Origin of the sequence: Micromonospora tarensis, from assembly GCF_016803395.1 — a bacterium.
Classification (GTDB): Bacteria; Actinomycetota; Actinomycetes; order Mycobacteriales; family Micromonosporaceae; genus Micromonospora; species Micromonospora tarensis.
Genome location: NZ_JAEVHL010000196.1, coordinates 1 through 12,349 on the forward strand (window position 1 = coordinate 1; position 12,349 = coordinate 12,349).

General features: G+C 72.1%; 11 protein-coding genes and 3 pseudogenes. 6 read left to right on the top strand and 8 right to left on the bottom strand.

Annotated features, from left to right (window positions below; genetic code table 11):
- From JM949_RS27110 to JM949_RS27130, 5 genes and pseudogenes are all read right to left on the bottom strand, one after another.
- Positions 1-201, bottom strand: a pseudogene (locus tag JM949_RS27110) (peptidase S1); the annotation flags it as partial.
- Between the two features lie 38 nt (positions 202-239).
- A complete protein-coding gene (locus JM949_RS27115; RefSeq protein ID WP_203151069.1) occupies positions 240-1,199 on the bottom strand; it encodes a VWA domain-containing protein in 960 nt (319 codons plus the stop codon).
- Positions 1,196-2,209 carry a DUF58 domain-containing protein gene (locus JM949_RS27120; protein ID WP_203151070.1) on the bottom strand — a complete coding sequence of 338 codons (1,014 nt, stop codon included), beginning with the start codon at positions 2,207-2,209 and terminating at the stop codon, positions 1,196-1,198. Before JM949_RS27120 ends, JM949_RS27115 begins: the two co-directional genes overlap by 4 nt.
- A complete protein-coding gene (locus tag JM949_RS27125) occupies positions 2,206-3,255 on the bottom strand; it encodes an AAA family ATPase (RefSeq protein ID WP_203151071.1) in 1,050 nt (349 codons plus the stop codon). The genes JM949_RS27120 and JM949_RS27125 overlap by 4 nt, the downstream gene beginning before the upstream one ends.
- 208 nt (positions 3,256-3,463) lie before the next feature.
- Complete coding sequence (locus JM949_RS27130; protein WP_203151072.1) at positions 3,464-3,973, bottom strand: hypothetical protein; 510 nt, start codon at positions 3,971-3,973, stop codon at positions 3,464-3,466.
- Between the two features lie 341 nt (positions 3,974-4,314).
- Here JM949_RS27130 and JM949_RS27135 point away from each other — a divergent pair, with 341 nt between their 5' ends.
- On the top strand, positions 4,315-5,316 hold the full coding sequence (locus JM949_RS27135; RefSeq protein ID WP_203151073.1) for an endonuclease/exonuclease/phosphatase family protein: 1,002 nt from the start codon (positions 4,315-4,317) through the stop codon (positions 5,314-5,316).
- Between the two features lie 89 nt (positions 5,317-5,405).
- Here the strand turns inward: JM949_RS27135 and cimA are convergent.
- Positions 5,406-6,988: pseudogene (gene cimA, locus JM949_RS27140) on the bottom strand (citramalate synthase).
- 313 nt (positions 6,989-7,301) lie between these two features.
- Between cimA and JM949_RS27145 the strand changes: the two are divergent.
- From JM949_RS27145 to JM949_RS27160, 4 genes are all read left to right on the top strand, one after another.
- Entirely contained in the window at positions 7,302-7,544 is a 243-nt protein-coding gene (locus JM949_RS27145; RefSeq protein WP_203151074.1) for a thioredoxin domain-containing protein, read from the top strand.
- Between the two features lie 2 nt (positions 7,545-7,546).
- On the top strand, positions 7,547-8,077 hold the full coding sequence (locus JM949_RS27150) for a carboxymuconolactone decarboxylase family protein (RefSeq protein WP_203151075.1): 531 nt from the start codon (positions 7,547-7,549) through the stop codon (positions 8,075-8,077).
- Positions 8,078-8,204: 127 nt separating this feature from the next.
- Positions 8,205-8,663 carry a PRC-barrel domain containing protein gene (locus tag JM949_RS27155; RefSeq protein ID WP_203151076.1) on the top strand — a complete coding sequence of 153 codons (459 nt, stop codon included), beginning with the start codon at positions 8,205-8,207 and terminating at the stop codon, positions 8,661-8,663.
- Between the two features lie 18 nt (positions 8,664-8,681).
- The gene (locus tag JM949_RS27160) at positions 8,682-9,473 is read left to right on the top strand and encodes a tyrosine-protein phosphatase (RefSeq protein WP_203151077.1); all 792 of its coding nucleotides are present in this window, start codon (positions 8,682-8,684) and stop codon (positions 9,471-9,473) included.
- A 47-nt stretch (positions 9,474-9,520) separates the two neighbouring features.
- Here JM949_RS27160 and JM949_RS27165 read toward each other — a convergent pair whose 3' ends face one another.
- Positions 9,521-10,618 (bottom strand): branched-chain amino acid aminotransferase, encoded by a 1,098-nt coding sequence (locus JM949_RS27165; RefSeq protein WP_203151078.1) that lies wholly within the window; start codon positions 10,616-10,618, stop codon positions 9,521-9,523.
- Between the two features lie 162 nt (positions 10,619-10,780).
- Positions 10,781-11,812, bottom strand: a complete 1,032-nt coding sequence (locus JM949_RS27170) for a 3-isopropylmalate dehydrogenase (protein ID WP_203151079.1) — start codon at positions 11,810-11,812, stop codon at positions 10,781-10,783.
- A 229-nt stretch (positions 11,813-12,041) separates the two neighbouring features.
- Between JM949_RS27170 and JM949_RS27175 the strand changes: the two are divergent.
- Positions 12,042-12,349, top strand: a pseudogene (locus JM949_RS27175) (FAD:protein FMN transferase); the annotation flags it as partial.

The window sequence follows — 12,349 nt, forward strand, 5'->3', positions numbered from 1 at the left end:
CCGGCCGGCCACCACGCCACCGGCGACCGCGCCGGAGACGGCGGAGACCGCCACCACGGCCAGCGCGGCGAGCAGCCGTCGGGGCCGCCGCCCGCCCGGGTCGCGTTCGGGCGCGTCCCACCACCCACGCCCGTCCGAGCCGAGTTCCGGCGAGATGAACCAGGGACCGCGCGGTTCGCCCAGTCCGGTCTGCACTGCCATGCGTACTCCTCACTGTCGACGTCGGTGCTGCGCGGCGGTCAGGGCAGTCGGGAGAACCACCGCATCGAGCCGGCGGCGGCACCCATCGCGAACACCAGCCCGAGGCCGATGAACCGGGCCGAGACGTCCTGGCGCTCGGTGCGGTAGCCGACCGAGCTGCCGATGTCGTCGTAGACGGCGCGCAGCTCGTCGGTGGTGCTGGCCTCGTGGAACATCCCGCCGGTCTCCTCGGCGACCGCCCTGAGGGTCTGTCCGTCCACCGGCACCTGGATGGGCCGGCCACCTCGGTCGACGAACCCGGACGGCGTTCCGAAGGAGATGGAGTGCACCGGCACCTCCGCCGTCACCGCTTCCGCCGCCGCCTCCATCGGGTCCATCCCGGCGGTGTTCGCACCGTCGGAGAGCAGGATGATCCGGGCCGGCGGCGGTTCCTTCGCGGCTTCGCTGTCCAGGCTCTTGACCGCGCCGAGTGAGGTGTTGATGGCCTCGCCGATCGCGGTGCCCTGCACGCCGGTGATCCCCTCGGCGAGTCGGCCGATGCCCTCGTCGAGGGCGTCCCGGTCGGTGCCCGGCGGCACCAGGACGGCCGCGCTGCCGGCGAACGCGACGAGCCCCACGTTGAACTCGTCGGGCAGGCCCTCGACGAAGCGGCGGGCCGCCTGCTTGGCCGCGGCCAACCGGTCCGGCTCCACGTCGGTGGCGAGCATCGACGTGGACACGTCCACCGCCACCATCACCGTGGCGCGTTCCCGGGGCACCCGGACCTCGGCGTTGGGGCGGGCGAAGCCGACCACGAGCAGTGCCAGCATGGCCAGGAAGAGCCCGGCCGGTACGTGCCGACGCCAGGCGGGCCGCTCCGGGGCCACCCGGTCCAGCAGCCGCAGGTTGGTGAAGCGGACCGCGTACCGGCTGCGCCGTCGTTGCAGCACCAGGTAGGCGACGACCAGGGCGAGCACGCCGAGCAGCAACCAGAGTCGCAGCGGCGACTGCCAGGTCACGTGGCACCTCCCCGGGCCTGGCCGACCGGTGCGGCGGCGAGCCGACGCTGGGTGTGCACGTGCCGGACGATGTCCGCGCTCCAGTCCCGGTCGGTGCGCAGCGCCAGGTGGGTGGCTCCGCTGCGGCGCAACGCCTGGTGGACCTGCGCACGCTGGGCGGCGGCGGCCTCGGCGTACCGCTCGCGCAGCCGGCGGTCCGATGTGCTCACCTCGCGGTGCCGACCGGTCTCGGGGTCGACGAGCGTGATCAGACCGACGTCCGGTAGCTCCAGCTCGCGCGGGTCGGTCACCTCGATCGCCAGCACCTGGTGCCGGACGGCCAGCCGACGCAGGGTCCGCTCCCAGGGCGCGGGCGGACCGGGCTCGTCGGGCAGCCCGTCGAGGAAGTCGGAGACCACCACCACCAGCCCGCGCCGGTTGGCCACCCGGTGCAGCGCGTCGAGGCCGTCCGCCAGATCCGGCGGTTCTGCTGTCGGCCCGCGCCCCGGCCGGTCGGGAGGCGGGGTGGCACGCGGGGCGCCGAGCAGCGCGCGCAGCAGAGCGAGCAGGTGGATACGCCCGCTGCGGGCCGGGAACCGGCGTACCCCGTCGGCCCGCAGCACCTGGGCTCCGAGGCGGTTGCCGACGCCCGCGGTGAGGAAGCCGACCGCCGCGACGGCGGCCACCGCCAGTTCCCGTTTGTCCAACTCGGCGGTGCCGAACTCCATGCTGGCGCTGCCGTCCACCAGCAGCCAGGTGGTGAGTTCACGGTCGGCGTCGACCTGCCGGACGTGCGGCACGGCGGTTCGGGCGGTGACCGCCCAGTCCATCCGCCGAACCTCGTCCTCGCCCGGCCGGTACTCGCGGCTGCCGGCGGGTTCGCTGCCCGGGCCGGGCAGCAGGCCACGGTACTGACCGTGCAGCAGCCCGTTCAGCCGCCGGGTGACGGTCAGCTCCAGGCGACGCAGTTGCTGGTCCGGGGCCAGCTCGGCCAGGCCGGGATCGGCAGACCGGGTGGTCGCGCCCCTCATGCCGCCGCCAGGTCCGGTGCCTGCTGGGGTTGCCCGTTGGCCAGCCGAGGCGGTGGCACCGCCTCCACCAGCCTGCGCACCACGCTCTCGGCGGACACCCCGTCGGCCACCGCGTCGAAGGAGAGCACCAGCCGGTGGGCGAGGACGTCAACGGCGAGTTCCCGGACGTCCTCGGGCAGCACGTACTCCCGCCCACGCAGCAGGGCCTGCGCCCGGGCGGCCGCGACCAGTCCCAGGGTGGCCCGCGGGCTGGCCCCGTACGCCAGCAGTGGGGCCAGCTCCGGTAGCCCGAACCGGCCCGGGTCCCGGGTGGCCAGGATCAGCCGCACCACGTACTCGGCCAGCGCGTGGTGCACGAAGACCCGCTCGGCCTGGACCTGGAGGTTTTGCAGGCGTTGCGGGTCGAGGACCTGGCGCGGGCTCGGCCGGTCGGTGCTCATCCGGTAGAGGATGGCCAGCTCGTCGGCGTCGCTGGGGTAGTCCACCAGCACCTTCATCAGGAACCGGTCGCGCTGCGCCTCCGGGAGCTGGTAAACACCCTCGGACTCGATCGGGTTCTGGGTGGCCAGCACCAGGAACGGCTCCGGGACCGGCCAACTCCGTCCGCCGATCGAGACCTGCCGTTCGGCCATCGCCTCCAGCAGCGCCGACTGGACCTTGGCCGGGGCGCGGTTGATCTCGTCGGCCAGCACCAGGTTGGCCATGATCGGGCCCAGCTCGATGTCGAAGGTCTCCTTGGAGGCCCGGTAGATCCGGGTGCCGACGATGTCGGAGGGGACCAGGTCCGGGGTGAACTGGATTCGCGAGAAGGTGCCACCGACCACTGTGGCGAGGGTCTGCGCGGCCAGCGTCTTGGCCACCCCGGGGACCCCCTCCAGGAGGCAGTGCCCGTTGGCGACCAGTGCGGTGAGCAGGCGTTCGACGAGCCGATCCTGCCCGACGATCACGCGTTTGACCTCGAAGAGGGTCTGTTCCAGCTCGACGCCGGTCGGCTCGGGATCGACCGGGCTGGGCAGGCTGGCCAGGGTGTCCGAGATGTCCGTCACGGTGCTTGCTTCCCGGGCACACGCCGGGCAAACGTCGGATTGTGCGGCCCGGGAAGGCCTGGGGCGACCCGAACAGGGATGAACTGCGCGGAAGGGTGATCGCCGTCGCGAGCCAGCCGAGGAGGGCACAACCCGGCCATCCGGCCCGTCTGCGACGCGACGCGGTACGGCCCCCGCGCACCAGACGCGGGGGCCGGATCCGGTTCGGTCAGGGCGTGTGGGTGAGCAGGGTGAATCCCAGGTCGGCCGGAGTGCCGGCCGAGTTGCGGGTCTGCACGAAGACCGCGTTGGGCGTGCTGAGCCGTGGCGCGACCGAAACCTCACCACCCGGCGGGATGCAGCAGGCGTCGGAGCGGGAGATGGTCGCCAGGAAGGCGCCCGCCGAGACCGTGTAGCCGAACACCACCTCGTACTGACCGGTGCCGTACTTGATGACGGTGCCGGTGCCGCGCGCCTTGGTGCCGTTGGCGTTGACGACGGTGAAGGAGTTGGTGGCCACCAGCGTGGTGGCCGCACCCGCCTTCAGCGCGGCCTTTGCCGTGCGGGCCGATTCGGCGGTGACCGGCGGTTGGGCGTTGCTGCCGCGTGCCGCCGGTTGGACGGCCTCCTGCGGCGCCTTCGCCGACGGTTGGGCGACAGCGATGCCCCCACCGGCCAGGCTGAGCGCCAGGACGGCGAAGGTAATCGCCGCCGCCTTACGTCGGAAGGATGTGCTCATGACAGGTCCCCCTTGTGTGACCGGGTGAATTCGGCCGACCCGCGGGGCGGGACGGATGGCTGCCCACCAATAGGCGAGGCGACGGCGACAGGGCGCGGGAAAGCTGTTTCACCCACTCCCGGTGAGGTCGATTTCTCAACGATCTACACCCCATCTGAGCTGCTATTACTACTCAGAGTTGCGTCGTTTGAGCCAGATGGAACGTAGCACCGGAAAAAGCCGTGAGTCAATAGTTGATCTCACTTTGTCGAGCTGTCAATCGGCCGTCAGATAATTGTGAAACGTGAGCGCTTCACCATTCATGAAATAGCACCAGGGGCATCGCGGCTAAGCTCACCGCCATGGTCGTCGACGCCTCCCCCACCCCCGCCCCGACACCGGAGCGGCACCGCAGCGCTCGGCTCATCACGGCGCTCTGCTGGCTGGTGGTCACCCCGACCGCGTTCTGGGCCGCCGTCCGGCTGATCGGCCTGGACCACGGGCCACTGGTGCAGGCGCTCGCCTTCACGCCGTACGTCGCGGGCTTCAGTGTGCTCGCCCTGGGCCTCGCGCTCGCCCTGCGGCGTTGGTGGCCGGCGGCCCTCGCGGCCCTGGCGGCGGTGGCACTGCTCGGCGTCGTCACACCCCGCGCCCTGGCCTCGCCGCAACCGGCGGCGGGCGGGCCGACCGTGCGGCTGCTCACCGCCAACCTGCTCGCCGGCACCGGCGACGCGCGGACCCTCGTCGAGCTGGTCCGGCGGCACGAGGTGGACGTGCTCACCGTGCAGGAGTTCACCCCGGCGGCGCAGGCGGCCCTGGATCAGCTCGGCCTCGACCGGCTGCTGCCCCACCGGCAGCTCAACGCGGAGATCGGCACGCCCGGCTCCGGGCTCTACTCGCGGTGGCCGCTCAGCGACGTCGGCCTCCGTCGCAACCTGGAAGGCTGGGGCTTCACCCAGGCGTACGGCACGGTGGCCGTCCCCGGCGCGCCCCCGGTCCGCGTCGAGTCCGCGCACCCCTCGGCGCCGTACGCGTTGGACCAGATCGGCGCGTGGCGTGCCGACCTGACCGCCCAACCACCGGCCACCCGGGACGGTGGCCTGCGGGTCCTCGCCGGGGACTTCAACGCCACCCTCGACCACAGTCCGCTGCGGGCCCTGCTGAGCACCGGCTACGTCGACGCCGCCGACGCCGCCGGGGCGGGCCTGACCGGCACCTGGGGTCCGTACGACGGTGATCTCATCCCACCGGTCACCATCGACCACGTGCTCGTCGACCGGCGCATCGCGGTCCGCTCGGTGCGGGTGTTCGACCTTCCCGGCACCGACCACCGCCCCGTCCTGGCCACCCTCGCCCTCCCCTGACCCGCCGATCTCGCACTCTGTGTCGTCGCCCGGCGTTGGCGGCGGCGGCCGACCCAGAGCGCGAGATCGCCAGGGCGAGTGGGGTGAGCTCAGGCGTGGGTGGGGGCCAGGCCGTAGGTGAGGGCGTCCACCAGCGCGTGCCAGCTGGCCTCGACCACGTTGGGTGCACCCCGACGGTCGTCCAGTCCCGGCCGCTGCCGGCGGCGGTCTCCAGCAGCACCCGGGTCACCGCGCCGGTGCCGTGGCTGCCCTCCAGGATGCGCACCTTGTAGTCGGCCAACTCGAAGTCGCGCAGCTGTGGGTAGTGCCGAGCCAGCCCCACCCGCAGCGCCTCGTCGAGCGCGTTGACCGGGCCGTTGCCCTCGGCGGTGGCGATCACCCGCTCACCGCGTACCCGGATCTTCACGGTCGCCTCGGAGACCACCGCGCCGTCCTCACGGTGCTCGACAAGCACCCGGTACGACTCCAGGGTGAACGGTCGGGCCGGGCCGCCCTCCGGCAACTCGGAACGGACCAGCAGCTCGAAGGAGGCGTCCGCGGCCTCGAAGGACCAACCACCCGCCTCCAGCTCCTTGACCCGCTTGGTGACCCGGGTCAACGCCTCCGGGCTGCCGGCCAGGTCCAGGCCGAGTTCGCGACTCTTGAGCTCGACGCTGGCCCGACCAGCCATCTCGGTCACCAGGATCCGCATGTCGTTGCCCACCACCGACGGGTCCACGTGGTTGTAGAGCAACGGGTCCACCTTGATCGCGCTCGCGTGCAGCCCCGCCTTGTGGGCGAAGGCGGCGGCCCCGGCGTACGCCTGGTGGGTGTCGGGGGCGATGTTGGCGATCTCGGCGATGGCGTGCGAGACCCGCACCATCTGCGCCAGGCAGCCCTCCGGTAGGACGGGCAGGCCCAGCTTGAGTTCGAGATTGGCGACGACCGCGAAGATGTCGGCATTGCCGGGGCGTTCGCCGTACCCGTTGGCGGTGCCCTGGACGTGCCGGACACCCGCCTCCACGGCGGCGATGGTGTTGGCCACCGCGCAGGAGGTGTCGTTCTGGGCGTGCATGCCGAGCAGCCCGGCGTCGATGCCCAGCTTGTCGGTGAGGTCGACGATCGCGGCGGTCACCTGGGACGGCAGCATGCCGCCGTTGGTGTCGCAGAGCACCATCCGCTCGGCGCCGGCGGCCAGCGCGGTCTGCACCACCGCCGCCCCGTACCCGGGGTCGTGCCGGTAGCCGTCGAAGAAGTGTTCGCCGTCGACGAAGACCCGCCGGCCCTCGCGTACCAGGTGGCTGACGGTGTCGTGGATCATCGCCAAGTTCTCCGCGCCGGTGGTGCGCAGCGCGCGTTCGACGTGCCGGATGTCGGCCTTGGCGACCAGCGCCACCGCCGGGGTCTGCGCGTCGAGCAGGGCCCGCACCTGGGGGTCGTCGGTGACCGCGACACCTGCCTTGCGGGTGGCGCCGAACGCGACCAGCACGGCGTGCCGCAGGGCCAGTTCGGTGCGGGCCCGGCGAAAGAACTCGGTGTCCTTCGGCACCGCACCCGGCCAGCCACCCTCGATGAAACCGACGCCGAACTCGTCGAGCAGCCGGGCCACCGCCAGCTTGTCGACCACCGAGTAGGTGAGCCCCTCGCGTTGGGCACCGTCGCGCAACGTCGTGTCGAAGACCTGGAACGTCATCAGGATCCTTTCTCGGAGCAACAAAAAGACCTCCCGCGGATGCGGGAGGTCTGCGCGCTCGGCGGAGGGGGGCCGGCGCGCTAGGTCGCAATAATCAGGGCGGTGCTGGTCACGATCGCCACTCTGCCACCCCACCCATGGTTTTGGGAGGAGCAATCCACATGGCGGGACGGTTACTGAGGGTTCGTTCAGTCCGAACCGCGCCGGTGATCGGCTTCACAAGCCGTCAGGCCGCTCACCGGCGGGAACAGCCGTGCGGAAGCATCTGGAACGGATCCAACGATGGCCACCGCGCCATCTACAAGGAGGACCTGTGCTCACCGTCAGTGACCGCTTACCTGAGCACAGACTCACCGCTTGCGCATCGCTGGGCGCCACCAACGCGCCCAAGACGATCAACCACGCGTCCCACGAGGGCAAGTGGCAGGTGGTCTCCGTCGGGCCGATCGACGTCACCGTCGTCGGTCCGACGGAGATCGCCGAGTCGGGCCGACTCGGCAGCGAGGTCGCCGACCGGGCCGCGGCCCTCGTGGCGCACCGGAAGAGCGGCGTCTGACCATGGGCCTGGACGCGATCACTGCGGCTCTGCCCGGCTACGCCGAGGACATCGCACTCAACCTGGGCGCCACCATCGGCACCTCGACGTTGACCCCGGCGCAGACCTGGGGCACTGCGCTGGCGTGCGCCGTCGCGGCCCGAAACCCGGTGGTGCTGCGGGAGATCGCGGCCGAGGCGCTCGGGCACCTCGGGCCGGCGGGTGTCGAGGCGGCCAAGGCCGCCGCCGCGATCATGGCGATGACCAACGTCTACTACCGGGCCAAGCACCTCATCGGCGACGAGCGGTACGCCTCGATGCCGGCCCGGCTGCGGATGCGGGTCACCGCCCGGCCCGGCGTGGACAAGGGCGACTTCACGTTGTGGTGCCTCGCCGTGTCGGCCATCGCCGGCTGCGGGGTGTGCCTGGAGTTGCACGAGAAGGCGCTGCGTGGCCGAGGTTTCACCGACGAGCAGGTGCACGACGCACTGCGGATCTCCGCCGTGGTGCACGCCGCCGCGGTCACCCTGGACGCCGAGGCGGCCCTGGCCTGAGCACCGCAACCTCCGCCTGCGCAGCGTCGCGCTCCCGCCGTTTCCATCCCCCGGCGGTCGGGTAGCTCCGTTGGGGCAACGCACCCACCGACGCCGCGACGATCGGCGACAGTCAGGAGTGAACGGCATGGACAGGATCGATCCGCACGCCACCCACGCCGGGCCGGAGCCACTGCGCGGCGGCGACCAGGGCGCGGTGCCCGGCGGCGCGCCGGCCGGCATGTTCGACCCCTGGCGCTACCGGGACCAGGCCGGGGTGGCCGACGCCGACCTGGTGGGCTACAAGGTCGAGGCGACCGACGGTGGCATCGGCAAGATCGACAGCGCCAGTCACGAGGTGGACGGCAGCTACCTGGTCGTGGACACCGGGCCGTGGGTCTTCGGCAAGAAGGTGATGCTGCCGGCCGGCACCGTCAACCAGGTCGACCACGACCAGCGCACCGTCTCCGTCGACCGGACGCGGGACCAGATCAAGGCCGCCCCGGAGTACGACGAGGCCAGCCACAGCGATCCGAGCTACCGGGATCGGCTGGGCGGCTACTACGACGAGACGTACGGCGCGCTCCCGCCCGGCACGGCACGGTGACTGTTCGGCTCGTCGCCGGTGGGGCGCGACCCCACCTGCCGTTACCGTGTGAGCGTGGACGCCATCGACGACAACCGCCAGATCTCGCTCCCCGCCACCTTCAACTTCCGCGACGTCGGTGGCTACCTCGGCCACGGCGACCGCGCCGTGCGTCGAGGTCGGCTCTACCGCTCCGACTCGCTGCACCGCCTCACCGAACAGGACGGCGACGCGTTCGCCGCGATCGGCATCCGCACCGTCATCGACCTGCGTCGCCCCACCGAGGTGGAGCGGGACGGTCGGGTGCCGGCGTACCAGGGGCTGACCTATCGGCACATCCACCCGGAGCACGACGACTGGTCGGGTACCCCGCACGAGGAGGGCGCCAGCCTGGCCCGGTACCTCGCGGACCGGTACGCCGACCTGGCCCAGACCGGCACCGCCGGGTTGGCCGAGGCGGTCGGGTTGATCGCCGACTCGGCCAACGCCCCGGTGGTGGTGCACTGTGTGGCCGGCAAGGACCGCACCGGCATCGTCTGCGCGCTGACCCTCGCCGTGCTCGGCGTCGACGACGCCGACATCACCGCGGACTACGCGCTGAGCACCGAGGCCTCGGCCCGGTACAGCGCCTGGCTGGCCTCCATCAATCCCGACGGCGTGGACATCCCGGCGCCGTTCCTCAGCTCACCCGCCGAGGCCATGCAGATCTTCCTTGATGAGCTGCGCGCGGGGCACGGCTCGGTCGAGGCGTACCTGCGCCACGCCGGGGTGACCGACGAGCAGCTCGCCGCGCTCCGCGACCACCTGCTCGACGGACCGACCGAGGGGTAGACCCGGCCGGTCGCCCGTCCGCGATGGACGGGCCGACCGGCACGAGGTCAGCAGACCTGCCGCACCCAGCCGTGCGGGTCGGCAGCCTTGCCACGCTGGATGTCGACCAGTTGCTGGCGCAGCGACATGGTGACCCGGCCGGACTCGCCGCCACCAACCAGGAACTCGCCGTCCGGGAAGCGCACCCCGCCGATCGGCGTGATCACCGCGGCGGTGCCGCAGGCGAACACCTCACGCAGCCGGCCGCTGGCCGCGTCGGCCTGCCAGTCGGCGAAACTGACCGGCCGCTCCTCGACCCGGTGACCGGCCGCCTCGGCCAGTGCCATGATCGCGTCGCGGGTGATGCCGGGCAGGATCGTGCCGGTCAGCGGCGGAGTCACCAGCGTGTCGTCGTCGTAGACGAAGAAGACGTTCATGCCGCCCAGCTCGTCGACGAAACGGCGCTCCACCGCGTCCAGGAAGACCACCTGGTCGCAGCCGGCGTCGATGGCCTCGGCCTGGGCGGCCAGCGAGGCGGCGTAGTTGCCACCGCACTTGGCCGCCCCGGTGCCGCCGGGGGCGGCCCGGGTGTAGTCCGGGGAGACCCAGACGGTGACCGGCTTGACGCCACCGGTGAAGTACGCGCCAACCGGTGACGCGATCACCATGTAGAGATATTCGTTGGCCGGGCGGACGCCGAGGAACGCCTCACTGGCGATCATGAACGGCCGCAGGTAGAGACTGCCGTCCTCGCCGGTGGGGATCCAATCGCGGTCGATCTCGATGAGCTTGTGCAGCGAGTCGACGAACACCTCGGGCGGCAGCACCGGCATCGCCATCCGCTGCGCGGACGCGGCGAAGCGGGCGGCGTTGGCGTCCGGTCGGAACATCGTCACGCCACCGTCGGCGGTCCGGTAGGCCTTGAGCCCTTCGAAGATCTCCTGCGCGTAGTGCAGCACGGCGCTGGCCGGGTCCATCGGGATCGGACCGCGTGCCTCCACCCGGGCGTCGTACCACCCCTTGCCGTCGGCGTAACGGACCGTGACCATGTGGTCGGTGAAGACCCGACCGAAACCGGGATTGGCCAGCAGTGCGGCCCGATCGGCGGCGGATACCGGCGCGGTATTCGGACGGATCTCGAAGTCGAGCTTGTCACCACCGCTCATCGCGCTGACCTCCCTGCGGGACAACGGCATGCGGGACCGCACACCGACATGGCTGTGCCAGAAACCTACCCCGAACGGTCGTTCAGCGGGTAGCGCCGGTCGGGCGACACCCGCCGTCCCGGCGGCCGGCGCCGGGCCGGCCGCCGCACCCGGTCGAGACGATCAGGCTACGGCGTGGGCGGCGAGCCGGTCGCCTACCTCTTCGGTACGCAGCGTCACGCCCGGGGTCCGACTGGCCAACTCCGCGGCGACCGCCGCGTTCACCCGGGCGGCGGCCTCGCCGTGCCCGAACTGCTCCAGCAACAGCGCGGCGGAGAGCACCGCGGCGACCGGGTCGGCGATGCCCTGCCCGGCGATGTCCGGAGCCGAGCCGTGCACCGGCTCGAACATCGAGGGGTACGCCCCCTCGGGGTTGATGCAGCCGGAGGCGGCCAACCCGATCCCGCCGGTCACGGCGGCGGCGATGTCGGTGAGGATGTCGCCGAAGAGATTGTCGGTGACCACCACGTCGTAGCGCTGCGGCTGGGTGACCAGGAACATGGCCGCCGCGTCGACGTGCTGGTACTCGGTGGCGACGTCCGGGTGCTCGGCGGCGACCGCGTCGAAGGTGCGCGCCCACAGCGACCCGGCGTGGGTGAGCACGTTCGTCTTGTGCACCAGCGTCACCTTGCGCCGCTCCCGGCGGCCGGCGCGGGCGAACGCGTCGCGGATCACCCGCTCCACGCCGTGCCGGGTGTTCAGGCTCTCCTCGGTGGCGACCTCGGCGGGGGTGTCCCGGTGCAGCGAGCCACCGGCACCGGCGTAGAGCCCCTCGGTGCCCTCGCGCACCACCACGAGGTCGACCTCGCCCGGCTTCACGGTGTTCAACGGACCGGCGACCCCGGGCCAGAGCCGGGACGGGCGCAGGTTGACGTACTGGTCGAAGGCGAACCGAAGCTTGAGCAGCAGCCCCCGCTCGAGCACTCCCGGCGGAACGGTCGGGTCACCGACCGCGCCGAGCAGGATCGCGTCGTGCCCGGCCAGCTCGGCCAGCACGGAGTCGGGCAACACCTCTCCGGTACGGTGCCAGCGGGCGGCGCCGAGGTCGTACTCGGTGGCCTGCACACCGGGCAGCACCGCGTCGAGGACCTTGCGGGCCTGCGCGACCACCTCGGGCCCGATGCCGTCCCCGGCCACCACCGCGATCCGCGCCACGACCGCACTCCTCTGCTCAACGGTTCCGTCTCGGCAACGGTACGTCGGTGTCCCGTCTCCCGGTACGCGACGTCCACCATGTGGGAGGCGCGGATGCACAGCACCCTCTCAGCTGGGACTCATGAGGCGATCATCTCCGCTGCCTACCGTAGGGCCAGGTGGGTCACGGGGGCCCGCTGACCAACGCCGGTCGCGACGACGCGGCGTCACGTGCGAGGGGGCAGATGCGATGCGCATCGACGAGCAGCCGCGGACCCGCTGGCCGGACCCGTCCGCGTTCCGCAGCCGCCGGCCGGACCTTCGGCTCGGCAGCCGCCGGCACCGCATCGACCCGGGCGCCGCCACCGAGGGCCGGATCGCGGTGCAGCACACCGTACGCACCGCGACCGCCGAGTACACCCTGCTGCTCAACGCTCCCGGCTGGCTCGGCCGCCGGGGCGAGCAGCCGCGGACCCGCTGGCCGGACCCGTCCGCGTTCCGCAGCCGCCGGCCGGACCTTCGGCTCGGCAGCCGCCGGCACCGCATCGACCCGGGCGC

Coding starts and splice junctions, on each gene's coding strand:
- JM949_RS27120 (WP_203151070.1), bottom strand. CDS start 2,209: ATGAGGGGCGCGACCACCCGGTCTGCCGATCCCGGCCTGGCCGAGCTG.
- JM949_RS27130 (WP_203151072.1), bottom strand. CDS start 3,973: ATGAGCACATCCTTCCGACGTAAGGCGGCGGCGATTACCTTCGCCGTC.
- JM949_RS27135 (WP_203151073.1), top strand. CDS start 4,315: ATGGTCGTCGACGCCTCCCCCACCCCCGCCCCGACACCGGAGCGGCAC.
- JM949_RS27150 (WP_203151075.1), top strand. CDS start 7,547: ATGGGCCTGGACGCGATCACTGCGGCTCTGCCCGGCTACGCCGAGGAC.
- JM949_RS27155 (WP_203151076.1), top strand. CDS start 8,205: ATGGACAGGATCGATCCGCACGCCACCCACGCCGGGCCGGAGCCACTG.
- JM949_RS27165 (WP_203151078.1), bottom strand. CDS start 10,618: ATGAGCGGTGGTGACAAGCTCGACTTCGAGATCCGTCCGAATACCGCG.